This window comes from Bradyrhizobium sp. LLZ17 (assembly GCF_041200145.1).
Lineage (GTDB): Bacteria > Pseudomonadota > Alphaproteobacteria > Rhizobiales > Xanthobacteraceae > Bradyrhizobium.
The window spans coordinates 3,323,449-3,347,736 of record NZ_CP165734.1; the positions used below are offsets into that span (position 1 = coordinate 3,323,449).

At 65.2% G+C, this 24,288-nt stretch carries 14 protein-coding genes and 3 pseudogenes; 8 read left to right on the top strand and 9 right to left on the bottom strand.

Annotated elements, in window-relative coordinates:
* Nucleotides 1-23: 23 nt before the first annotated feature.
* Nucleotides 24-818 (bottom strand): protein-L-isoaspartate O-methyltransferase, encoded by a 795-nt coding sequence (locus tag AB8Z38_RS16365; protein WP_369726112.1) that lies wholly within the window; start codon nucleotides 816-818, stop codon nucleotides 24-26.
* Nucleotides 815-4,279, bottom strand: a complete 3,465-nt coding sequence (locus tag AB8Z38_RS16370) for an AAA family ATPase (protein ID WP_369726113.1) — start codon at nucleotides 4,277-4,279, stop codon at nucleotides 815-817. Before AB8Z38_RS16370 ends, AB8Z38_RS16365 begins: the two co-directional genes overlap by 4 nt.
* 135 nt (nucleotides 4,280-4,414) lie before the next feature.
* Here AB8Z38_RS16370 and AB8Z38_RS16375 point away from each other — a divergent pair.
* From AB8Z38_RS16375 to AB8Z38_RS16390, 4 genes and pseudogenes are all read left to right on the top strand, one after another.
* Nucleotides 4,415-10,853, top strand: a pseudogene (locus tag AB8Z38_RS16375) (amino acid adenylation domain-containing protein).
* A 146-nt stretch (nucleotides 10,854-10,999) separates the two neighbouring features.
* Nucleotides 11,000-11,167 (top strand): hypothetical protein, encoded by a 168-nt coding sequence (locus tag AB8Z38_RS16380; protein WP_369726114.1) that lies wholly within the window; start codon nucleotides 11,000-11,002, stop codon nucleotides 11,165-11,167.
* A 224-nt stretch (nucleotides 11,168-11,391) separates the two neighbouring features.
* On the top strand, nucleotides 11,392-12,123 hold the full coding sequence (locus AB8Z38_RS16385; protein WP_369726115.1) for a 4'-phosphopantetheinyl transferase superfamily protein: 732 nt from the start codon (nucleotides 11,392-11,394) through the stop codon (nucleotides 12,121-12,123).
* The gene (locus AB8Z38_RS16390; RefSeq protein WP_369726116.1) at nucleotides 12,092-13,099 is read left to right on the top strand and encodes an LLM class flavin-dependent oxidoreductase; all 1,008 of its coding nucleotides are present in this window, start codon (nucleotides 12,092-12,094) and stop codon (nucleotides 13,097-13,099) included. The genes AB8Z38_RS16385 and AB8Z38_RS16390 overlap by 32 nt, the downstream gene beginning before the upstream one ends.
* A 137-nt stretch (nucleotides 13,100-13,236) precedes the next feature.
* On the opposite strand, the gene AB8Z38_RS16395 is transcribed toward AB8Z38_RS16390, so the two are convergent.
* From AB8Z38_RS16395 to AB8Z38_RS16405, 3 genes are all read right to left on the bottom strand, one after another.
* Nucleotides 13,237-14,262 carry a histone deacetylase family protein gene (locus tag AB8Z38_RS16395; RefSeq protein ID WP_369726117.1) on the bottom strand — a complete coding sequence of 342 codons (1,026 nt, stop codon included), beginning with the start codon at nucleotides 14,260-14,262 and terminating at the stop codon, nucleotides 13,237-13,239.
* A 128-nt stretch (nucleotides 14,263-14,390) separates the two neighbouring features.
* Nucleotides 14,391-15,332, bottom strand: a complete 942-nt coding sequence (locus AB8Z38_RS16400; RefSeq protein ID WP_369726118.1) for an SMP-30/gluconolactonase/LRE family protein — start codon at nucleotides 15,330-15,332, stop codon at nucleotides 14,391-14,393.
* Nucleotides 15,289-17,361: a sorbosone dehydrogenase family protein gene (locus tag AB8Z38_RS16405; protein WP_369726119.1), complete on the bottom strand. Its 2,073-nt coding sequence runs from the start codon at nucleotides 17,359-17,361 to the stop codon at nucleotides 15,289-15,291. Before AB8Z38_RS16405 ends, AB8Z38_RS16400 begins: the two co-directional genes overlap by 44 nt.
* A gap of 206 nt (nucleotides 17,362-17,567) precedes the next feature.
* Here AB8Z38_RS16405 and AB8Z38_RS16410 point away from each other — a divergent pair, with 206 nt between their 5' ends.
* From AB8Z38_RS16410 to AB8Z38_RS16420, 3 genes and pseudogenes are all read left to right on the top strand, one after another.
* Nucleotides 17,568-17,801 carry a hypothetical protein gene (locus AB8Z38_RS16410; RefSeq protein ID WP_369726120.1) on the top strand — a complete coding sequence of 78 codons (234 nt, stop codon included), beginning with the start codon at nucleotides 17,568-17,570 and terminating at the stop codon, nucleotides 17,799-17,801.
* A gap of 9 nt (nucleotides 17,802-17,810) precedes the next feature.
* A complete protein-coding gene (locus AB8Z38_RS16415; RefSeq protein ID WP_369726121.1) occupies nucleotides 17,811-17,987 on the top strand; it encodes a hypothetical protein in 177 nt (58 codons plus the stop codon).
* Nucleotides 17,988-18,350: 363 nt separating this feature from the next.
* Nucleotides 18,351-19,939 (top strand): annotated as a pseudogene (locus AB8Z38_RS16420) (gamma-glutamyltransferase family protein).
* Here the strand turns inward: AB8Z38_RS16420 and AB8Z38_RS16425 are convergent.
* The 4 genes and pseudogenes from AB8Z38_RS16425 to AB8Z38_RS16440 all read right to left on the bottom strand — a co-directional run bounded on the left by AB8Z38_RS16425 (nucleotide 19,936) and on the right by AB8Z38_RS16440 (nucleotide 23,411).
* Nucleotides 19,936-21,222 carry an NAD(P)/FAD-dependent oxidoreductase gene (locus tag AB8Z38_RS16425; RefSeq protein WP_369726122.1) on the bottom strand — a complete coding sequence of 429 codons (1,287 nt, stop codon included), beginning with the start codon at nucleotides 21,220-21,222 and terminating at the stop codon, nucleotides 19,936-19,938. The pseudogene AB8Z38_RS16420 and the gene AB8Z38_RS16425 sit on opposite strands and share 4 nt — an antisense overlap.
* Before the next feature lie 10 nt (nucleotides 21,223-21,232).
* Nucleotides 21,233-21,965: pseudogene (locus AB8Z38_RS16430) on the bottom strand (amino acid ABC transporter ATP-binding protein).
* Nucleotides 21,962-22,615 carry an amino acid ABC transporter permease gene (locus tag AB8Z38_RS16435; RefSeq protein ID WP_369726123.1) on the bottom strand — a complete coding sequence of 218 codons (654 nt, stop codon included), beginning with the start codon at nucleotides 22,613-22,615 and terminating at the stop codon, nucleotides 21,962-21,964. Before AB8Z38_RS16435 ends, AB8Z38_RS16430 begins: the two are co-directional and overlap by 4 nt.
* A gap of 31 nt (nucleotides 22,616-22,646) precedes the next feature.
* Nucleotides 22,647-23,411 carry an ABC transporter substrate-binding protein gene (locus AB8Z38_RS16440; RefSeq protein WP_369726124.1) on the bottom strand — a complete coding sequence of 255 codons (765 nt, stop codon included), beginning with the start codon at nucleotides 23,409-23,411 and terminating at the stop codon, nucleotides 22,647-22,649.
* 181 nt (nucleotides 23,412-23,592) lie between these two features.
* Between AB8Z38_RS16440 and AB8Z38_RS16445 the strand changes: the two genes are divergently transcribed.
* Nucleotides 23,593-24,231 (top strand): helix-turn-helix domain-containing protein, encoded by a 639-nt coding sequence (locus AB8Z38_RS16445; protein WP_369726125.1) that lies wholly within the window; start codon nucleotides 23,593-23,595, stop codon nucleotides 24,229-24,231.
* The last annotated feature ends 57 nt before the right edge of the window (nucleotides 24,232-24,288 follow it).

Genomic DNA, 24,288 nt, shown 5'->3' on the forward strand with positions numbered 1-24,288 from the left:
AATCAAGGTAAAGCAAAACGATGCTAGCCGTCCGACGGCAGCCCTCGTTCGATGCCGCGAAACCGCAGCGGCGCCAGGGCCGATGCCCGCTGCCACCAGTCGGCGACGCGGTCGTCGAGCGCCGTCGCGCCGCGGCCCTGGCCGGGAAAAATCCGGATCTGCTGGACCGCCTCGGCCTCGAACCTCTTGCCCTTGCGCGTGATCTTGATGACGGCGCCTTCGCGATCCCGCTGGGTGAGCGGCACCAGCAGGCGGCCGCCCGGGCGGAGCGACTGAAGCCAATGCGGGTGCGGATGCGGGAAGCCGGCGTGCACGATGATCACGTCGGCGGGTTCGCGCACCTCCTCGCATCCGTCGCCCTGGATGACCTCGACATTGCGATAGGGGCCAAGATAATTCGCGGCGCGAGCCGCGAGCCGCTCGTCGCATTCAATCGCGCGCACCGCGCCTTTCGCACCCACCAGCTTCGACAGGACAGCTGAAAAATAGCCGAGCCCGCAGCCGATCTGGATGACGCGGTCCTTCTCGCCAACGTCGAGCAGATCGATGAAATGCGCCCACAGGCTCGGGAGCCCGGTGTCGAGCTTGCGGCGCGCGTCGATCGCAACCAGCACATTGTCATAGAGGTGAACGGGATCGGCATCCGGCGTCAGGCGGTAGCTGCGCCCCGCTTCGCTCTTGATCCGCCAGGGACCTTTTGCCAGAAAATTTTCGCGCGGAACTGCCGCCAGCGCTGCGAGTAGCTGCGGGGAGGAAATCCGCTCGCGCTTCGCGATCAACTCGACATAGCGCGCACGCGCGGCGGCAAGATCGCTCATTTCACCGGATCGGGCTGCTGACGAACCGGTGCCTCCCCACCGAGCTCGTGCACGAGCTGCATCGCCTGCTTCAGGTCCGGCGTGAGGAATCCCTCGTTGAACTTGCCGACGATCGGCAAAAGCAGAAGCGTTGCGTGCTCGCGCTTGCCGGTTTCGTGCGACAGGCGTGCGAGGCTGACGGCGGTGCGAAGCTCCCAGGACAACGCGCCCTGCTTGCGCGCCGTCTCCAGCGACAGTTCGAACAGATCCTCCGCCTCCTCCACCGAGGCCGGATTGCCGTCCGACAGCGTGATCTCGCCTTGCAGGCGATAGACCTCGGCGAGATAGGAGTGGTCGCCGGTCCGTCTTGCGGTCGCCAGCGCACCGTCCAGAGCGCGCAAGGCGGCGTCGCGCATGCCGACCTTGGCATAGGCCTCCGCGAGCAGGCAGCGGAACCAGCAGCCGGCGAGCCACGAATCCATCGCCTCATACTCGTCGAGGCCGAAGCGCATCTGGCTGATGCCCTCGTCGGCTTCGCCGAGCTGGGCCAGCGCCCAGCCGCGCAGGATCGCGGCCTGCTGCTTCCAGTGCAGGAAGTTGTGCTCGGTGGCGATGATCATGGCGCGGTTGGCGTGGTCGCGCGTGCCCTCGATGTCCCGCAGGTGCTGGCAGAGATAGGCACCGAACACCAGCGCGAAGGCGAGCGAGAAAGGATGGCGAATCTTCTCCGCAAGCAGGATGGCCTGCTCGCTGTGCTGGCGCGCCGCATCGGGACGACCGAGGAACCACAGCAGATAGCCGAGATAGGACAGCGAGACCACGCCGGGATCGGTGCCGTGGCGCTCCATCAGATCGGAGTGCAGATCGGGGCTGTAGAGATTGATGCAGCGGTGCAGATGATGTTGCGAAGCCGCAAAGCGGCCGCGATAGAGCATAGTCATCGCGATCGAGCGGTGCGCCTCGATCAGGTATCCGGTCTGCTGCGCCGGCTGCGTCCGCTCGTTCAGCCGCTCGCGCTTGGCGAATTTCAACAGCTCGACGCTGAGATCATGCGCGCGGGTGAGATCGGCGCGGATGAAATGGCACACCCAGAGGCCGCGCGTTGCGGCAAAGGCGTTTTCGTCGTCGTCGAGCTCGTGGCCGAGTTCGAGCGCGCGGATGTAGTTCTCCTCGACCTCCTGCACCGCATAGCCCTTGGCGGCGATCAGCGCGTTCCCGAGCGCGATGCGCAGCTCGAGCTCCATCTCGTCGGCGCCCTGCATCCGCGCATTGGCTTGCACCACACTCAGTCCGCGGCGCAGATGGCCGATCGCCTCCAGATTGGCGCCGCTCTTGGCCGCCTGCTTGCCGGCCTTGAGCCAGAAGCTCGCCGCGCCCTCGCTCTGGCCGGACTCGGTCAGATGATGGGCGAGAAGCTCAGGCTCGCGCTCGGTCTTCTCCGGATACATCTCGGCGAGCACCTGGGCGATGCTGGCATGCAGCTTGCGCCGCTCGCTGTGCAACAGGCTCGCATGCGCGGCGTTCTGGATCATCACATGCTTGAAGGAATAGAGCGCGTCGGGCGGGTGACCGCGGCGCATGATCAGCCCCGCCTCCTCCAGATGGTTGAGCGCCGCCTCGATCTGCTCCGCGGGCGTGTTGGCCACCGCGTGAAGGGTTTCATAGGAGAACTCGCGGCCGATGGTGGCGCCGATCTGGGCGATCCGCTTGAACGGGCCCATCCGGTCCAGCCGCGCCATCAACGAGTCCGTCAGGGTCGCCGGGATTGCGAGCTGGCGCCATGGGCCGGACAGCACGTAGCGCCCGTGGCGCTCGGTCAGCAGGTTGGATTCAAGAACGGTCTTGGTCAGTTCCTCCAGGAACAACGGCACACCGTCGGTCTTGACGATGATCTCCTCGACGACCTCCTTGGGAAGCTCGCGTCCCGCGACGCGCTCGACCATGGTCGCGCGCAGCTGCCGGCTCAGGCGGTTGAGCACGAGTGTCGTGACGTGCGAATGCGCGTTCCAGGTCGGCTGGAATTCCGAGCGCGCGGTGATGACGACGAGGATCGGCCGGTTCTGCACCCGGTCGACGAGAAGGTCGATCACCTCGCGAGAGGTCGGATCGATCCAGTGCAGATCCTCGAACGCGATCACCAGCGGCTGGTCACGGGCAAGGCCGAGAAAATGATTGACCAGCGCCGCGACGGTCGCGTCCTTCTGCTGCTGCGGCGACAGCTCGAGCGGCGGATAGCGGTCGCCGGCCGGTATCGATAGCAGCGCGGCAAACAGCGGCGCAACCTGTTCGATCTCGCCATTGGCGGCGGCGATTGCGGTCTCCAGGCTGGTCAGCGAGGTCGCGGATACGTCCTCACGATCGAGCCCGAGAGAGAACTTGAGTTGCTCGACGAAGGGATAGAACGCCGTGGAAGTATAGTAGGGCGAGCACTGGAACGAGACCTGCCCGTGGCGGTCGCCAGCGATCCGCTCGAAGATCTCCTGGACGATGCGCGACTTGCCGATGCCGGGCTCGCCGAACTTGACCACGACTTGGCCGCCGCCGTCCTTGGCCTGTTGCCAGCGCCCCATCAAAAGGGCGATTTCTTCCTCGCGGTTGACAAGCGGGGTCAGCCGCGTGCCCATGGCGGCGGCAAAGCGGGTCTCGACCCGCGAGGGGCGCATCACGTGCCAGGCCTGGGCTTTTTCCGAGATGCCCTTCAGCGCGTGGGCGCCGAGATTGCGGTAGTCGAACTTCCCCTTCAGCAGCGATTGCGTCGAGGCGGAAATCACGACGCCGTTGGGCGGCGCCAGCGCTTGCAGGCGCGCGGCGAGATTGACGGTTTCGCCGACCGCGGAGTCGCGCTCTTCGGTGCCCTGGCCGACGAGGTCGCCGACCACGACGAGCCCGGTCGCGATCCCGATGCGGACGGCAGGCGCGTGGCTGAGCGCGCCGCGCGGCTCGATCGCGCGTGCGGTCGACAGGACGCGGACGATCTCGAGCCCGGCACGCACCGCACGCTCGGCATCGTCCTCATGCGCGGTCGGATAGCCGAAATAGACCAGGATGCCGTCGCCGACGAAGCGCGCGGCGTAGCCTTCGTAATGCTTGACCACGCGGACGCAGGTCTCGCGGAAGCTCGCGATCATGTCGCGCACGTCTTCCGGGTCGAACTGGGCCGAGAGCGCGGTGGAATCCACCATGTCGCAGAACATGGTGGTGAGCTGACGCCGCTCGGCGCCGACGTCTGTCCGGGTTTGCGGGCGCGCCGCCACAACAGGCGCTTCTGCCGTTTCAGCCTTGAACAGCGCGGCCATCGCCCGCTGGAGCCGCTTCCGATCACCTAGCGGCAATCCGAGCTCGGCGAGGTCAGCCTCGGTGAGGTCCCCCATGACGTCGAGATCGAGGCGGTGCTGCGTGAACAGATCGGTGTAGTGGCCAAGACCGACGCCCTCGAGCCAGCGCTTCAACCCGCCCTCCGTCTCCGGCTCTTTCTCCAGCATGGTGATTCCGCCCGACTATCACTCCGTCGAAGGGCTTAGGGCCCCTCAACCACAGATTTCGGGGCTCAAACTTCACCTCGGACTGGACGCGTTCCCTCAGTTCTTGGAAGAATAGCCCAATCAGATCAAAAGGGAATGGCATTGTCAGGCGTTGCATCCGAAGCGGGAGAGGAATCGGCCAGCTTGAGCGCCGAAACCAAGGTCTTTGTGCATCTTGGCGGCTTTCTCGACTTCTACGCGCGGAGGACACCGGCGGCGCCCGCCCTCCTCGGCCCCGGACGGCCGCCGCTCACCTATGGCGAGCTCGGCGCCAGGACCAGGCATCTGGTCCACACGCTGCGCGGGCTCGGCATTGCGCCAGCCGACCGGCTTGCGGTTGCGCTGCCGCGCGGGGCGGATAGCGCGCTGGCGCTGATCGCGGTCGCCTCGGCCTGCGCCTGCATCCCAGTCAATCCCGACCTGACGGCGGACGAGCTGCAACGCTATTTCAGCGAATTGAAGCTGACCGCGCTCGTCACCCGGGCCGGCATGAATTCGGCGGCCCGCGACGTCGCCAAGGCGCTGGATCTCGCGGTGGTCGACTTCGTGCCGGGGCCGGAGACTGATCTCGGCGGTTGCGAATTCACCGGTTCGACGATCGGTCCGGCCTGTACGAGCGGCGTCGCGCGCGGCGACGACGACGCGTTCATCCTGCTGACCTCAGGCACGGCGGCGCGGCCGAAAATGGTGCCGCTGACGCATCGCAACGTGTGCCTGTCGGCTACCAACGCCGGCCGCGTGCTGTCGCTCACGCCGCACGATCGTCTCCTCAATGTCCTGCCGCTGTTTCATGCGCATGGGCTGATCTCCGGCCTGATCACGGCGCTGGCCGCAGGTTCGAGCGTGATCTGCACCGGCGGTTTTGACGCACTGTCCTTCTTTGGCTGGATGCGGGCGCTGCAACCGACCTGGTACACGGCGGTGCCCACCATTCATCGCGCGCTGCTGACGGCGGCGGAAGCGGACCCGGACCGCGCAAGATCGTCGTCGCTGCGCGTGATCCGCTCGGCCTCGGCTTCCCTTGCGCCTGCGATCCTCAACGGCTTGCAGGCGACGTTCGGCGTTCCCGTACTCGAAACCTACGGCATGACGGAAGCGGCCTCGCAGATCGCCGCCAATCCGTTCGAGCTGCGCAAGATCGGTTCGGTCGGCCGGGCCGCGGGCCCCGAGATCGCAATCATGGACGCGACCGGCCGCACCTGCGCAAGCGGCGAGCATGGCGAGATCATGTTGCGCGGACCGAACATGAGCCGCGGCTACTATAATGACGACGCGGCGACGCAAGCCGCGTTCCGTGACGGCTGGTTCCGGACCGGCGATCTCGGCTACCTCGACGCCGACGGTTATCTCTTCATCGTCGGTCGCATCAAGGACGTCATCAACCGCGGCGGTCAGAAGGTTTCGCCGCTGGAGGTGGAAGAGGTCCTGTTGAGCCATCCGGCGGTGCTGGAAGCGGGCGTGTTTGCCGTTCCGCACCCAACGCTCGGGGAGAACGTCGCCGCCGTGGTGGTGCTGCGGCCCGGGTCGAAGCCAACCTCGGATCAGTTGCGCCAGTTCGCACGCAAGCGGCTTGCAGCCTACAAGGTGCCGAGCCTGATCCGCAACGTGGCGGCGCTGCCGAAGGGCGCCAGCGGCAAGGTCAAGCGTAACGCGCTGGCCGAGCTGATCGCGACCGCAAAGGGCGACGAGACGCAGTTGCCGCGCACCGCGCTGGAAATCCAGCTCGCGGAGATCTGGGCCAGTCTGCTCGAGCTGCCCCAGGTCAGAGTCGATCAGGACGTTTTTGCGCTCGGCGCCGACTCGCTCGCGGCAACGCAGATGCGCTCGCGGCTGCGCGAACGTTTCAATGTCGACTTCTCGTTCGAGGATATTTTCGATTGCGCCACGGTGGCCGCGCTCGCCGCCCGGATCGAGACCGCCGGGACCCATCGCGGGGCGATGCTGCCGGCCTGGGGCCACATCGCGGCGACCGCGACAGATGCGCCGCTGTCGTTCCAGCAGCAGCGGATGTATGTGCTCTCGCGGCTCGATCCGACGCACTACAATTATAATGTGGTCGAGGTCGCACTGCTCAACGGCCAGATCGACATCGCCGCCCTTGAGGCGGGCCTCGCTGCGATCTGCGAGCGCCACGAGGCGCTGCGCTCGGTCTTCATCGAAAGCCACGGCGAACCGGCGCAGCGGGTACTTCAATCGCCGCCGCAGTTCGCGCGGATCAAGCTCAAGCTTTGCCCCGCGGACAAGCAGGCCACGGTGGTCAGGCGCGAGGCGCTGAAGCTCGCGCAATATCCGTTTGATCTGGCGCACGAGCCGCCGTTGAAGGTCACCCTGCTGTCGTTCGACAAATCCAGCCATGCGCTGGTGGTCAATGTCCACCACCTCGTCACCGACGGCTGGTCGCAACGGCTGTTCTGGGAGGAGCTGGCCGCGGAATATGCTGCCGCGCGCAAGGGGGCACCGCCACACTGCCCTCATCCACCTTCCAGTATCGCGATTTTGCGCGCTGGCAGCAGAGCTGGGCACAAACGCCGGCGGCGAAAGAGCAACTCGATTATTGGCGGACGCAACTCGACGGCGTCACCACGCTGCCGCTGCGAACCGACCGGCCAAGGCCTGAAATCTGGAGCGGCCAGGGCGGCCGTCACTATATCGAATTCTCGAAAGCCTTGTCCGCCGATGTGAGAGCGTTGAGCCAGGACCAGGGCGTGACGCCCTTCATGACGCTGCTTGCGGTGTTCCAAGGCCTCCTGTTCCGCCACACCGCGCATGATGATGTGGCAACCGGTTCGCTGATTGCCAATCGCAACCAGATCGAAAGCGAGCGCCTGATCGGGCTGTTCGCCAATACGCTGATCCTGCGCAACGATTTCAGCGGCGATCCGACCTTCGGCGAGCTGCTGCGGCGGGTGCGCCAGGTCACATTGGACGCCTACCGCAACCAGGACCTGCCCATCGAGCAGGTGCTGCGCGCCTTGCAGATCGCGCGAAGGACGGACGGCAATCCGCTGTTCCGGATCATGTTCATCCTCCAGAACGCATCGATCGAGGCCGCGCGCTTCCCGGACCTGTCGACGCGCCGGCTCGAAGTCGATCCGAAGGTGGCACGTTTCGACATCACGCTCGAACTGGTCGAGGCCGAAGGCCGTTTCACCGGCTTTTTCGAATACGCCACCGATTTGTTCGACGCGGCGACGATCCGGGGCATGGCGGCCCAGTTCAAGACCCTGCTCAAATCTGTCATCGCCAATCCCGAGCAGCGCATCTCGCGCGTGCCGCTCCTGACGGACACAGAACGCCGGCAGTTGCTGACGAAAGGCGCGACTGCCAATTTTACGACGCGCGGCAATGTCTGCGAACGCTTCGCCCGCCAGGTGAAGAAGACGCCCAATGCGGCGGCGATCTCCGATGGACTTGTATCGCTGAGCTATCGCGAGCTGGCGCGCCGCAGTCAGGCGATCGCACGCTGGCTGGCCCGTGAAGGCGTCGGCGCCGAGACGGTGGTCGCGCTGCTTGCGGACCGGGGGCCCGACCTGCTCGCTGCGATGATCGCGGTGCAGCGCGTAGGCGCCGCCTTCCTGAACCTCGATCCCGAGCAGCCGCGCTCGCGGCTCACGACCATCCTCGGATCGAGTTGCGCCCGCGTGCTGCTGACCGGGCGTAAGCAATCCGCCATGGCCGAAGCGCTGCTTGAGCCGCTGGTCGAGCGGATCGCTGTGGCCGAACTTGAGGACACAATCGCGCTCGGATCGACCAAGCCGGCCCGCGCGGCGCCAAGGGCGGCCTCGAGCCTCGCCTATCTCGTCTACACGTCGGGCTCCTCCGGAGCGCCGAAAGGCGTCATGATCGAGCAGCGTGGGCTGTCGAACCATCTGGCGTCGCTGATTTCCGAGCTGGGCCTCACGAGCAGGGACGTGATCGCGCAGACCGCGCCGCAGAGTTTTGTGATCTCGGTGTGGCAGTTCCTCGCCGGTCCCATGGCCGGCGCGCGCGTCCATGTCTGCGGCAATGCCGTCGTGCAGGATCCGATCCTGCTGGCGCGGGAGATCGAGCGCGAGGGCATCACGGTGCTCGAGATCGTGCCATCGCTGTTGCGTGTGATCCTCGAACGCATGGACGAGGCACCAATCCAGCGCGCCTTCTCCAAACTGCGCGTCCTGATCTCGACCGGCGAGCCGCTGCCCGTCGAGCTCTGCCGCGCCTGGTTCGCCCGCTGCCCGACGGTGCCGCTGATCAACGCTTATGGCGCCTCGGAATGCTCCGACGACGTCTCCCTGCATCGGCTGACCAAAGCGCCGGCAGCGACGACGATCAATGTCCCGGTCGGCGCTGCGCTGCCCAATACCCAGCTTTACGTGCTCGATCCCAATCTGGAGCCGCAGCCGGCCGGGGTGGTCGGCGAGCTCTGCATCGGCGGTGCCGGCGTCGGCCGCGGCTATATCAACGATCCCGCGCAGAGCCGGGAGCGCTTCATCCCCGATCCGTTCGCGCGCGAGACAGCCGCGCGGCTGTATCGCACCGGTGACCTCGCCCGCCGCCGCACCGACGGCACGATCGAATGTCTTGGCCGCGCCGACCATCAGGTCAAGATCCGCGGCTACCGCGTCGAGCTGAAGGAGATCGAGACCACGCTCGCCGATCATCCGGACCTGCGCACCGGCATCATCGAGCCGCGCCGCGACACCAATGGCGATGTCAGGCTGATCGCCCATGTCGTTGCCAAGGCCGGTAGCCACGCCAACGCCAGCGAGTTGCGCGACTTCCTCAAGAGCCGATTGCCGGGCCATGCGATCCCGTCAGCGTTCCTGTTCCTGGACCAGATTCCGCTCAATGCCCACGGCAAGCTCGATCGCTCCGCACTGCTCGCGCCGGCGCAACAGGAGACCGCCGGCCCGGAGCTCGCGGTGCCCGCACGCCGCTTTACCGAAAAGGTCCTGTCCGACATCTGGATAGACCTGCTCAAGGTCGAGAGCCTCGGTATCACCGACAATTTCTTCGATCTCGGCGGCCATTCGTTGCTGGCGGGCCGGACGATGGCGCGTGTCGCCCGCGCGCTCGGCGTGTCGCTACCGATCAAGACCATTTTCGAGGCGCCGACGGTCGAGGAGCTCGCCCGCCGGGTCGATGAAGCGATCGCGGCAAAGCCGCGGAAGCCCGAGGCAAGCGTCGCGCGGCTGGCCGAAAGCGGGTCTCCCACGCTCTCGATCGCGCAGGACCAGATCATTCGGATCGAGCAAAACCTGCCGAATCTGCCGCTGTTCAACCTGCCCTTCGCCTTCCAGCTCGATGGCCCAATCGATGTACGCAAGCTGGCACAGGCGATCGATGACATCGTGCGCCGCCACGAATCATTGCGGACGGCGTTCGGCTGGAATGGCGACGAGCCGGTCAGCCGCATCATGGCACCGGATACCGTCGGCACGGTCCTGACGGTCGAGACCATTGGCGACGGCTATCCCCACAGGAACAAACGGCGCAAGGCGCTCGAACTCAGGAAGATCAAGCTCCTGATGCAGCGAGAGACCTATATCCCGATCGACATCGCGCGCGCGCCGCTGCTGCGGGCACGGCTGCTGCGGCTTCACGATGAGGATCACGTGCTGCTGCTGACGCTGCACCATGCCATCGCCGATGGTTGGTCGATCGGCGTGATATTCGAGGAGCTGTCCAACCGTTATGCCGCGCTCGTCGGGCATCCGTCCGTCCCATTGCCCGAACTGCCGCCCGCCTTCTCCGACGTTGCGCGCTGGCAGCGCTGGTGGTGCGGCACTGATGCGGCCCGGCGGCAGGCCGCCGAGTGGACGGACGCTCTGCGCGGCGCCGGCCCGGTGTTTGACGGTGAACCAAGTCCCAGCGCGTCGACCGGTCATCATCCGGTCAACCTGGAGCCGGAGCTGATCGCCCGGCTCACGGCCTTTGCCGGCCAGCACAACGGCACGCTCTTCATGTGTCTCCTGACCGGCCTGAAATCCGTGCTGCTGGCGCGAACCGGATGCACGGACATTTCGGTCGCCACTTCCATGGCCAATCGCGCCCAGCCGGACACCGAGCGCATCGTCGGCCCGTTCGAGAACACGGTGATCGTCCGCACCAAAATCACGCCGGAGCTGTCGTTCGCGCAGGCCTTGGGACGGGTGCGCCACAGCGTGCTCGACGCGCATGCGCGGCAGGAACTGCCGTTCAACATCCTGGCCGACCACCTTGAGCAGGAGGAATCGATCCGGCCTCGCTGCTCCAGGTCTACTTCACGCTGCAGAATCCGCTGCGCCAACCGCTCCAGCTGCCCAATATCACCGTGCGATCGACCGGAAACGTCGCGCGCGAGGGCCAGCCGGTGCTGCCGATCGACCAGACCTGGCTATCCCTGATGCTGAAGGAGCGTCCGACCGGCATCACGGGTTCTTGCAATTACAAGACCGACTTACTCGACGGCGTCGTGATTGGCGCATGGATGGAGGATCTCGTCGCGCTGCTGGCGGCGGCGGTTACCCAGCCGAATACGCCGCTCGACCGCCTGCTCGAGCGGAGGGCGGCATGACCGGCGTTGGTCCGCGCAGAATGCGGGTTCACTCGCCAAAGCTGTGAATGATCAAGTTGCATCTTGATTATTTTCGCGCTTGCCGCGCAAGATTATTCCTGCGCGTTTGATTTGGACGGATTATTTTCAACCGGGGGAGTGTCGTTATGGGTTTCATCAAATTTACCAAGGGTACCTCGCTGAGCGACAAGGACCGCAAGTCGTTGCGGAAACTGCTCAGCGACGAGAAGAAGAAGCTCCAGTCCGCGCTGAAGGACGTCGATAGCAGCCTTTCGATGCTCGGCGGATCGAAGAAGGCCAAGAAGAAGAAGTAAAGATTCGTCGGCAGGGATGCCGCACGGTCTTCGGGCTTCACTTTTCGGATAAGGCCGCTCGCTTGTCGAGTTGGGGCCTCGCATAAGGTTGGGTCTTTAAACCGGTCGGCAATCGACAAGAATTTGCTCGGGTGGATCGCTAGACGCGGTCCACCCGGTTTGCTTCTGTTGGTTGTTGCCTCAGGACCGGATTTGGCCTCCGCCTGACGCTATGGGCCCGATTAATGGCAGACGACGGAATTGAGCTGTTTGTCGGACTGATCGAGGGCATCGACACGCCGGTCGCGGTCGATACGTGCCGGCGTTTGCTCTCGCTCGACGAACGAATGCGCGCGGATCGCTTCGTGTTCGAGCGGCATCAGCGGCAATATATCTTCGCCCACGCCATGTTACGCCTCGCGCTCTCGCACGCAGCACCTGAAGTCGCGCCCGCCGACTGGTCCTTTGCGGCCGGCCACTACGGGCGGCCCTTTGTCGCATCGCCCAGGACCTCGGGCGCGCTGCATTTCAGCCTGTCCCATGCCGACGGCTGCGTCGCCTGCGTCGTGTCCAGGCACGAGGCCGTCGGCGTCGATGTCGAGACGGTGTCGCGGCGGGTCGCGCCGCTGTCGACCGCGCTTCGTTTCTTCGCGCCGGAAGAGGTCGAAACGCTGCGCGGACTGCCTGAGCCGGCTGCGATCGAGCGCTTCTTCGACTATTGGACGCTGAAGGAAGCCTATCTGAAGGCCAGGGGCTTTGGGCTCAATTTGCCGCTCGACGCGTTTGCGATGCAGATATCGCGGGAGGCGATCGCAATCAGCTTCAGGCCCGATATCACCGATGATCCGCAAGCATGGTGTTTCTCGCTGAGCTCACCCTCGCCCTCGCATCGCCTTGCGATCGCCGACGGCTCGCGCGCGGCCGGCGGCCTTCCCATCACCCGCAATGCCTGGCCGCTCCGGGAAGCCGCTGAATGACACCCCCCGGCTGCGCGTCTTTCCCGCGATCTCGCGCAACCGCGATCCGAAGACATATGTCGGCGAACTGATGCGAGTGGCGCAGTTCGCCGACCGCAGCGGCTTTGAAGGCATTCTGCTGTTCGAAGGCAACGACGTGTTCGTCGAGCCCTGGGCCATGGCCCAGCACATCATGGCGGAGACGACGCGAAGCTCGCCCCTGATTGCCGTCAATCCGGTCTACATGCATCCGTTCACAGCGGCCAAATTCGTCTCGTCCTTCGCGCAGCTCTACGGCCGCAAGGTCTATCTGAACATGATCACGGGGACCGCGGTCAGCGACTTGCAGGGGCTGGGCGACGAGCAATCGCACGCCGACCGCTACGTCCGCCTCCGCGAGTTCGTCGCGCTGATGCGCCAGCTGCTCTCAAGTCCGCGGCCGGTGAATGTCGAAGGCCAATTCTATCGCGCGAGCAATTTGCAGCTGCGGCCGCGCCTGCCGCCCGAGCTGATGCCGGAATTTCTCATCGCCGGCCAGTCGGAAGCGGCGCAACGCGCGGCGCAGGAGACCGGCTGCATCAAGATGCAGATGCTGCCGCCCGACCTCGACCGTGGCCTCAACGCGCCCGGAATGAATTTTGGAATCTTTGCCCGCGAGAGCGGTGAGGAGGCGCGGCAGGTGGCGAAGGCGCGCTTTCGCGACAACCCTGATGATCGCGAGCTGCTCGCGCTCACGGTGGAGAACAGCGATTCCGTGTGGAAGCGGCAGCTATATGACGGGCAAACCGGCGAGCTTCAGGACAATGGCTACTGGCTGCTGCCGTACCTCACTTTTCAGGCCGACTGCCCCTATCTCGTCGGCAGCTACGCCGAGATCGGCGCGAAGCTGAGGGATTTCGCGGCGAAGGGCCTGACCACGATCATGCTCGACATGGTCGCGGACGAGGCCGAGATGCAGCACGTCCGCAACGCGCTCGCGGCGAGCGGGATGTTATGATTTGTTGATGAAGTCGACCTTCCATCCACATCGTCGTTGCGAGCGCAGCGAAGCAATCCAGGCTCCCTCCGCGGAAAGATTCTCGATTGCTTCGCTGCGCTCGCGATGACGGAGAATGACGGGCTACCCAGCGACAATCACCGCGCCTGTTCGAATCCGGCGAGCACCGAGGTCAAATTGGCGCCCAGAATATCCGAGAGATAGCCGCCCTCCTGCACGAACACGGTCGGCAGGCCCATCTTCGCGATGGCTTGGCCGATACGGCGGAAGCCCGGCGTGGTGACGGCGAGACCCCTCAGCGGATCGTGTTCGGAGGCGTCGAGGCCGAGCGCGATGACAAGGGCGCCGGGCGCAAAGGACTCGATCGCCTTGCGCGCCACATCCATCGCCTGGATGTAGCCGTCATCGCCGGTGCCGATCGGCAGCGGGATGTTGAGATTGGCGCCCAGGCCCGGGCCTTCGCCGCGTTCATGCGCATAGCCCCACACATAAGGATAATACGCGACGGGATCGGCATGGAGCGACACCGTGTAGACGTCAGGCCGCGCGTAGAAAATGCCCTGCGTTCCGTTGCCATGGTGGACGTCAACGTCGAGGATCACGACGCGCTCATGCTTGAGCCGCAGATGCGCCGCCGCGATCGCGCTGTTGTTGAGGAAGCAGAAGCCGCCGGCCATGTCGCGATAGGCGTGATGACCGGGCGGACGGCAGAGCGCATAGGTCGCATCCTCGCCGTCCATCACCATCTGGGCTGCGGTGACAGCGACATCCGTCGCGGCACAGGCCGCAGCCCAGGTGCCCGGCCCGATCGGCGCGGCAGTATCGGTGGTGTGCCAGCCGAGCTTTCCGACAATATGAGTCGGATAGGTCGCCGCATGGCGCACCGGATGGATGTTGCCGATCATCTCGGGGCCGGAATCGCCGAGCGCTGTCCAGGCGTCCCAGGCCTCGCTGAGGAACGACAGATATTCCGGACTGTGAATGCGCGCGCGCGGGCCCTGCCCGAAGTTGGACGGCTCGACCAGTTGGTGCTTGCCGTCCTTCAATCCCTTCAGCAGGCGGTCGGCCCGCTCGGGCTGCTCGGTGGTGCGCTTGACGACGCCGCGAACCAGGAAGAATTGCGGATCGTGGCTGCGGTGCAGTTCGGTATGGACGGCTTTCACCACGCACTCCGTGCTCGCATTGACGATGGCCACAGATGTCTAAATCCCTGCGGCCGCCGGATGCAAGCAAGAAGAATGCCGTCTTCTCAGCACCGCTCTGCGCCAAAAGCAGACCGCCCGCGAGGTGCTCAGCAGCGCCCGCGCTGGAGACAGTGCTCGCGACCCTGCTGGTCGGTGCGAAAGGACTCGATGAAGCCGCCCTGGCGCTGCGTGACGAAGACGGTCTTGCCGTCGCTGCCGCCGAAGGCGAGGTTGGTGGGCTCCTTGCCTTTCAGCACGATCTCGCGCTCGACCGCACCGTTGGGCTTCATCAGCGTGATCGTACCCTTGAGAATGCGTGCGAGGTAGAGGCGGCCGACGACATCGGTGCGCAGCCCGTCGATGGTGTCCGGCTGAAACGTCTTCACGAGCTTGGCGTCGACGAGCGCGTTGCCGACAATGCTGTATGACCAGACCTGTCCGCTGCCGGACTCGCCGACATAGAGCGTCTTGCTGTCGGGGCTGAGGTCGATGCCGTTGGTGGTACCCATCGTGCGCGGCGCGGCCATGATCTGCCCCTGTACAACACCGTCGGCTCCCTTCGCGACGCGCCAGATGTGGCCTTCCCTGCCTTTCCAGTTCGGATCGCTCGCATAGATCGTGCCGTCGCGGGCGATGGTGATGTCGTTGGGCTGGTTCATCTCGTCGGAGTGAAACCAGACCGTCGGTTCGCTGCCGCCTTTCGCGATCGCGAAGATGTTGTGCTTCTTGTAGTCCGCGATGAACATCGTGCCGTTGCGATCGAAGCGGATGGCGTTGCCGACGCTGCCATCAGGAAGTGCGGTGAACGGCTCGGAGGCCGTGCCGCCCGCGGGCAATTTGCCGATGGTGCCGGGCTTGCCGAAATTGACGACGAAAAGATTGCCATCGAGATCGGCGGCAGGCCCTTCGATGCCGAAGGTGTATTCGCTGGCGGGCGTCACCTGCACGCTTTCGAACAGCTTCGTCTCGGTTGCGGCCAGCGGCGTCGCGATGACCAGCAAAATACTACTGCACAGGCACCAGAAATTCCTGCCGGATGTAATAGCCATCGTCGTCGCTGCATTCGCCATTCAGATAGGGATCGGCCGGCCGGAAAAATCGGCTGAAGCCGGCTTTGTCTACAGCCCTGCTTTGTGTCACGACGACGACCTTGCCGGCCGGTATTTCGCCGCATTCCTTGTTGGCCTTGCTGAAAAACTTGCGCTGCGGCAGCCCGAGCTTGACGCGCATCCGCGTTCCCGGAACCATTTTCGCGACGAGCAGGTCCGCGGTCGTGAGCAGACCCGCATAGCCGGGTTCGGTCTTCGGCAGGCTTTCGCCGCCCGGCGGCATCAGCTTCTCTGCGCCGATGCCGCGCAGCCGCGTGCGCAGCTTGCCGGAGTCGGGATCACCCGGATAGATCCAGCCGTCCTGCGACAGCATGAAGCGCAGTACGGCTGAGTCCTTGTCCGCGTCCGATTGTCCGGCCTTCAGGCCGAAATCAGAGTGGCAGCCGACGCAGTGCTTTTCGACAAGGCTCTTGCGCAGCGTGGTGAGCCGGATCCGATCTTGCGCGTCTTTGCCGACGAAGGCGGCGAGCTGGTCGATCAGCGCCAAGCTGCGCGTGTCGCAGGGCAGCGGCGGCGGCGGTTCGCCAGCGGCGCGATCGATGCGGATCACCGTCTGGTTCTTGTCCTCGACCAGCCAGATCGCGCCGTCCTCCGCGACCGTCATGCCGACCGGCGCGCCTTGCGGCCGCGCGCCGTTGACGCGGTGCCAGCCCGCGATCAGTTCCTCAAACGGCGCGGCAGCGACCTCGCCCGCGTCGGTCTGAAAGCTGCGGGTCGGGTCGGCCGCACAACTGATGTGATAGCGCACCGGCGCCGGGCTCGACTTGGGAAACCCGTGATCGTCGACGTCGTAGGCGAGGACCCTGCTTCCGGTCGGGCGATAGCCGTGCAGACCGACCAGGAGCTTGCCTTCGAGCTCCGGGAATTTGGCGCCGTGATAATAGAGCATCGCGAGCGGCGCGCCGTGCGGCGGCAGCAGCGACAACGGCTGCCTGTAGATGGCGTTGGCCGTGCAAAGGGATTTGTAGGTCCCCGATTGCAGCACGGTTCTGAACTCGGGGCTCGGCGTCGACAGGTCGAAACAATAGGGCCAACCATAATGCCTGCCCTGCTCGATCGCGTTGATCTCTTCGTTCGGCTTGAAGATGTCGGGCAGGTCGCGGCCATTCTCGCCTTGCAGGAAGGCGTAGCCGGCATCGGGAAAGTTCGGGTGCAGCGCCATCGCCATCGAGTTGCGCAGGCCGCGCGCATAGACGGCGTGGGGCGGATCGGTATCGCCAGGTTTCAAGGCCGGGAAAACACCGCCGGCGGGCGGCGTGAACAGCCAGATCGCGGCCATCGCGGAGGCACCTTCAGCCGCCGCACAGGGCCGCGTGATCGGCGCGGACGTGATGCAGTCGTCGCTGTGGGCGCCGATATTGACGAACAGCCGGCCGGTCTTGTCAAAGACGAATTGCTTGAGCGGATGCGCGCTCTCGTCGAGCCTGGTGCCATCGGGCAGCGTAATGCGGCGGCCCGGCATGTGGCGGATGACGGTCTCGACCGTGCCGCGCGGATTGTCCGCGAGCGGGTCGAACCGGAAGATGGTCTCGGCGGTCGAGGCGTAGAGCTTCCTGTCCGGACCGATCACAAGCCCGAACGGATATTCGACACCGGTCAACAGCTCCTTGAACCGCTGGCCTGGGGACGCATGCGGATCGAGCAGCAGCAACCGCCCGTCGGCATGGCCCCAACCGCCCATGTCTGCGACCACGAAGAGATCATGGCCGGGCACCTGGATGATCGAGCGCGGAAATTTCAGATGGTCCTCTTCGCTGGCGACAAGGCCGGCGCAAAATCCCGCCTTCATGTCGATCTGGATTTTGGGAAAAGCGAGATCGCCGCTGCCGCAGGTCTCAGCTCCGATGGCGTAGCCGCTCTTGCGCGCCGGTTCCGATGACGCCATCGAGGCGAGGCCGAGCAGGGCAACCAGGGCGGCCATGCATGCACGCGCGCTTCGGCGTTCACGCGAGAATGTGAGGTGGTTCACGGCAGCCTCCCGGATTTTCCGTCCAGGGTTGTTCCATGCCGCCCAAGCGCCGTCCAGTTGATCAACACCCCCTTGTGATCAAACCCCCAGGGGTCTTCGACCCGACCAATATCCGTAGATCCCTTACCGGGCTCGACCCGAATGTTTCGCGAAGGCTTCAGATGGTATTCGTGTGCCGTCCTCATCGCTCTCGACAGGAGGCGTGTATGGTCCAGATGTATTTCCACTGCTCCAATGCCGAAGGCACGCTGATCGATCGGTATGGCACTGCGGTCGCCAACCTGACCGAGGCGCGCGACCGCGCCGCCCAGATCATGCAATCGATGATTCGGACGCCCGGCGCCGAGGATTGGCGCGACTGGGTCATCCATATCAGCGACGACGATGGCGAGGAGATCTTCGAACTCCCCTTCACCGCCATGCTCGGCAAGCCGCATTGAGGTGATGTCGTGCTGCTCGCTTCACTGACCCTGCTCTGCCAGCCCCTGAGCTTCGTTGCCACCAAATGGCAGAAGCTGGTGCGGATCGCGGCCAATCCCTATCGCCCGGAACTTCACTACATGCGCGGGCCTGGCCCAAAATGGCACGCCAAGTATCAGGCCAGCCGCCTGAGCCGCGAGCTCTGAGGTCTGCGGCTTCGCCGCTCTTTCCTGAAAAAGCTCTCTCCATTGTTCATGTCCGGGCCTAGCCGCCCGAAGGACGGCGTCGCTTCCGCTCGCCTATGCCCCGGGCATCGACGTTTTTGGCATCTGCCCGAAAGACGTGGATGGCCGGGACAAGCCCGGCCATGACGGCGGGAACGCTTGCCCCGGCTCACCGCCCCGTAAACTGCGCCTTTGCGCTTGATCCCGCGCCTGTTTCAAACCTGCCATGTCGCTTCTCGCCGTGGATGTTCTCGTTGGCGGCAATGTGCCAATCTTGGCCTGCTCCGCCAATTGCAGCGGCCAACGTCAGCGCAACGAAGCCAAGACAACACACAAGACGACATCATGCCTCACCAGTTCAGCCTCGCCCAGGCCATCCGCAAGCCCGCAATCAAGTCCAGGGGCGGCATCGTCGCGGCGCAGTCGCGACGGGCGGCCGAAGTGGGAGCGCAGGTGCTGGCGGCGGGTGGCGACTGCGTCGACGCAATCGTCGCGACCACCTTTGCGCTGAACGTGCTGGAGCCCTGGAACAGCGGCATCGGCGGCGGCGGCGCGATGGTGCTCTACCGCGCCAAGGAAAACCGCTACGAGGTGATCGACTACGGTATGTGTGCGCCGCAGAGCCTGCGTCTTGCCGACTATCCGCTCAGCGGCGACGGGGCAGCTTCCGATCTGTTTCCCTGGTCGCGGGTGAAGGACGACCGCAACATCCACGGCCCCGGCGCGATCGCCGTGCCCGGCGTCGTTGCCGGCATGGAAGAAGCGCATCGTCGCCACGCCAAGCTGCCATGGAAGGATCTGGTCGCGCCGTCAGTCGCGCTCGCCGGCGAAGGCCTGCTGGTCGATTGGTGGACCACACTGACCATCGCGAGCGCGGCCGCCGACCTTCGCCGCTATCCCGCGAGCGCGGCAGCGTTCCTCAAGGACGGCCTGCCGCCAAGCCCGGCATGGGCCATCAAGTCAGAGACGCGACTGCCGCAGGATAGGTTGAAGGCGACACTGTCGCGCCTTGCCGAAGCCGGGCCGCGCGACTTCTACCAGGGCGATCTCGCCAGGAGCATCGCTTCAGACGTCCAGGCCGACGGCGGCGCGCTGTCGGTGGAGGACCTGGCGGCATTCCGCAGCTATCTGCGCGAGCCGCTGGCGATTCCCTATCGCGGCGGCAAGGTGCTTGCCACGCCTGAGCTCACGGCCGGACCGACATTGGCGCATGCGCTGCGCCTGCTGCAGCAGAATCTGAAGCCGGCAGGCACGCCTAACGCGGCCGCCTACGCCGAATATGCGCTCGCTTTGCAATCGGCCTATCGCGAGCGGCTCAGGGACATGGGCGATGCCGACGGCAAACGGTCGCTCGGTGCCGACTACCTGGCGCCCGCCTGCACCACGCATTTCTCGGTGGTCGACCGCCACGGCAACATCGCCGCGGTGACCCAGACGCTTCTCTCGTCGTTCGGCTCGAAATACGTGACGCCGCACACCGGCATCGCCATGAACAACGGCATCATGTGGTTTGATCCGACCCCAGGCACCACCAACTCACTCGCCCCCGGCAAGCGCTGCCTCACCAACTACACGCCCGTCATCGCCGAAACCAGACATGGCAAGCGCCTCGCGGTCGGCGCCTCCGGCGGCCGCCGCATCCTGCCGGCGGTGATGCAGCTTGCGTCCTTTGCAATGGATTTTGGCATGGAGCTCGATGCCGCAATTCACCAGCCGCGCATCGACGCCAGCGAGGGCGCGATCGTGATCGGCGACACCCGCCTGCCCGCGGAGGTCCACAAGCGCTCGCAGCGCGGTTCGACTATCAGGAGGCGCAGGTGCAGGCGGTCCCGGCGAAGTTCGCCTGCCCGAGCGTCGTGATGCGCGATGGCGACGTCAACTCAGGCGCCGTCGAGATTTTCCAGCCCTGGGCCGACGCGGTGGCGGAGGGCTAGATCCCCAGTCGGTCGCGCACGCGACCCGCGATCACGGCCGTGGTCACGCCCACCGGCCAGAACGCATGCATCGGGATCGGCTTGATGCCGGTGAGGGGCATGTCGAGCTCGGCCTTGGCGCCGCCGACCAGGCGGCGCGCGAGCTGCGCGCCCATTGCGGTCGAGAGCGCGACGCCGCGACCATTACAGCCGAGCGAGATCAGGATGTTCTCCGCCGGCTCATGCACGTGCGGATAATGGTCCTTGGTGATGGCGAGGCGGCTGTTCCAGCCATGGGTCCAGCTGACGCCCTTGAGCTGCGGCCACAGCCGCTCGGCGTAACGCATGAGATAGGCGACGTCGCTCGGCGAGTTGATCCAGCGCATCGGGCCGCGGCCGCCCATCAACAGACGGCTATGCTGATCGATGCGGTAATAGACCGTGATGTGCCCGCTCTCGTAGAGGACGGGGCGCGTCGGCATGATCGAGCGGGCGACCTCATCGGAGAGAGGTGCGGTCGCGGCAATCGACGAAAACACCGGCACGATGGTGCGGCGGAGCGCCGGCCAGAGGTCGTCGGTGAACCCGTTGGTCGCGAGCAGCACCTTGTCCGCATGCACGATCGCGCGCGGCGTCTCGATGCGCCAGCGCGTGCCCTCGCGGCGCAGCGACAGCGCCGGCGTCTCGCCATGAACCTTCGCGCCTGCGGAGATCGCGGCGCGCGCAAGGCCACGGGCGTAGCTCAGCGGATGCAGATCGCCGCCGCGCGTATCCAGCATGGCGCCGATGTAGCGGTCGGTGCCGGTCATCTCGCGCAACTGCTCGCGGTTCAGATACGTCACCGGCATGCCGCGACGGATGCATTGCTGCGCTGTCTGCTCGATCGCGGCTGCGCTCGATCTGTTATAGGCGGCACGCAGCGTACCGTTCTGCCGCGCTTCGCACGGGATCTGATAGCGCCGGATCAGGTCGTGGGTGAAATTCGTCGTGCCGTAGGAAAACGCGATCATGCGGCGGCCGAGCTCGGCGCCGAAATCGGCTTCGATCTGATCGGGATCGTGCTTCAATCCGGGATTGGTGTGGCCGCCATTGTTGCCGGATGCGCCCCAGCCCGGCTCCTGCGCCTCCAGCACCAGCGCCTCAACGCCCTGCTCGGCCAGATGCAACGCGGTGGAGAGACCGGTGTAGCCGCCGCCGATGATGGCGACCGAGACGGTGCTGTCCGTGTCGAGCGGCGGCGTGGCGACGGGTGCCACGGCGGTGTCGGCATAGAGCGAGGGCGGCAAGGGCAGACGCGTGTTCATGGCAGACCGATCAGAGCGGATGCAGGACCCGGCGCAAAAAGTCCTGGGTGCGCGGATGCTGGGGTTGATTGAGCAGCGCCTTGGCCGGCCCCTGCTCGACAATGACGCCGCCGTCGATGAACAGCACGCGGTCGGCGACGTCGCGGGCAAAGCCCATCTCGTGGGTGACCACGACCATGGTCATGCCGTCGTCGGCGAGCTTGCGCATCACGCCGAGGACGTCACCGACCAGCTCGGGATCCAGCGCCGAGGTCGGTTCGTCGAACAGGATCGCCTTGGGCTGCATCGCCAGCGCACGCGCGATCGCGACGCGCTGCTGCTGGCCGCCGGAGAGCTGCGGCGGATGGGCGTCGGCCTTTTTCCGCCAACCCCACTTGCGCGAGCAGCGCGCGGCCGCGCGCGAGCACCGCAGCGCGCGGCTCCTTCTTCACATAGAGCGGACCTTCGACCACGTTCTCCAGCACCGTGCGATGCGGAAACAGGTTGAAGCGCTGGAACACCATCGAGACCTGGGTGCGGACTTTGACGATCGACGGCGCATCGCGGTCGACCTTCAGGCCTTCGAGGCTGATCTCGCCGCGATCATAGCTTTCGAGCCCGTTGATGCAGCGCAGGATGGTGGACTTGCCTGAGCCAGACGGTCCGATGATGCAGACCACCTCGCCTTTCTGGACGGAGGCCGTGATGCCCTTGAGCACCTCGTTCTCGCCGAAGCTCTTGTGGACGTCGCTGAGCTCGATCATTTCTTGCCCGCCCGCTCCTCGAAATGGCGGACCAGCAGGATCAGCGGAATGCTCATGGTCAGATACATCAGCGCGACCATCGTGAACACGTTGGTGTTCTTGAAGGTCGAGGATGCGATCAGCTTGCCCTGAAGCGCGAGCTCGGCGACCGTGATGGTGGAGGCTTGCGAGGAATCCTTCAGCATCATGATCATGACGTTGCCGTAGGGCGGCAGCACGATCCGCACCGCCTGCGGCAGCACAACACGGCGCATGGTCAGCCACCAGCCCATGCCGATCGACTGCGCCGCCTCGATCTGTCCTTTGTCGATGGCCTCGATCCCGGCGCGGAAGTTCTCGGCCTGGTAGGCCGAGTAGGCGATGCCGAGCCCGAGGATCGCCGCCTGCAAGGCGGACAGCGTCACGCCGAGATCCGGCATCACGAAATAGAGATAGAACAACAGCACGATGATCGGAATGCCGCGGATCACGTTGATCAGGCTGGCGCTGAGCATCGACAGGACCTTGATACCGGAGACCCGCATCATCGCCCAGACCAGGCCCAGCACCGTCGAGAGCAGCAGCGAGCCGATCGTGACGATGATCGTCAGCGCGACGCCGCTCATCAGGATCGGGAAGAACTCGACGGCGTCGTGCCAGAAGCCTTTCATCGGCCAGCCTTCATCGAGCGGCTCCCAACGATCAACCCTGCGCCTTCTGGCCCCACTTCTCGAGGATCTTGTCGATGGTGCCGGCGGCCTTCAGCTTGGCAAGCGAGGCGTTGATCTTGCCGAGCAACGCGCTGTCGCCCTTGCGCACGCCGATCCCGACCGAGCCGACGGTGACGGGCTTGTAGCCGTCGACCAAACGCACCTCGGGGAAGCCGCCCTGCTTCAGATTGTAGGCGAGGATCGGATAATCGGCGTAGCCGGCCTTGAGGCGGCCGGTGTTCACGTCGCGCAGGATGTCGGGGATGGTGTCGTAGGCCTTGACCTCGGCGAACAGGCCGGACTTCTTCAGCGCGTCGACGAAGGCGGTGCCGACCTGGGCGCCGACAGTCTCGCCCTTGAGATCGTCCTGCGTGGCATAGGCCTTGGTGTCGGCCTTTGGCACCACGAGGCCTTCGCCGTAGGTGTAGATCGGGTTGGAGAAGTCGACGACCTCCTTGCGCGGCGCCGTGATGAACATCGCTGCCGCAATAATGTCGATCTTGCTGGAGGTCAGCGACGGGATCAGGGCAGAGAACTGCATCGGCTCGATCTGCACGTTGAAGCCGGCATCCTTGCCGATCTCGGTGACGAGATCGACCATGATGCCTTGAATGGTGTTGGTCTTGGTGTCGAGGAAGGTGAAGGGAATGCCCGTCGGCGTCGAGCCGACCTTCAGCACCTGCTGCGCGGAGACAGGCAGGGTGGCCGACATCGCGAGCGCCGCGACTGCGGCCTGGACAAAACGCTTCAACGCCATCGCATCCCCCTTTGGGTCCGGCCGCTTGCGGCGCTCGCAGATGTCATGATCGCAGACATTGCGGGCCAAGCCGTTTCAGCCTAGTTTCACCAATATGAAAATTTGGTCACACTTTGGCGCATGACGCAAGCGGTTTTCATGCACATGAAGGAAGCGGTTTGACGTGAGCGGTGGCAAACGAATGCGCAAACCGGCCGCCGCAAAGCCGGCGAAGCAGGTGAAGGCGATCGCGAGGCCGGCCGAGCCCGCGATGGACGTCGCGGTCGGCCGCCGCATTCGCGATCTCCGCCGCGTCAGACGGCTCTCTCTCGAAACCGTCGCAGAGCGCACCTTGCTGTCAATCGGCTTTCTCAGCCAGATCGAGCGCGGCCTGTCCTCGCCCTCGCTGCGCGTGCTGGCGACGCTCGCAGACGTCCTCGGCGTCGGGATCGCCGCGCTGTTCGGCGCGAGCCCGAGCGGCGACGCCGCATCCGATCAGGTGGTGACGCGCGGATTGCAGCGGCCCGAGCTGAAACTCTGGCGCACCGGCGTCTCCAAGCAATTGCTCAGCCCGGCCAGCGCCGACAACCGGCTCAATCTCTTCCTGGTGCATCTGGAGCCGGGAGGCTCGACCGGCGACGAGCTCTACACCCATGACGGCGAGGAAGCCGGCCTCGTGCTCGAAGGCGAGATGATGCTGAGGGTGGACAGCGAGACGTGGTCGCTGAAGACCGGCGACAGCTTTCGGTTCGCAAGCCGGAGGCCGCACCGGTTTTCCAATCCGGCCAACGACGCGAAGGCCGTGGTGCTGTGGGTGAATTGCGTGACGGGGTCGGCGTAGCGCAGCCGTCATTGCGAGCGAAGCGAAGCAATCCAGACTCTCTCACCGCGGAGGCAT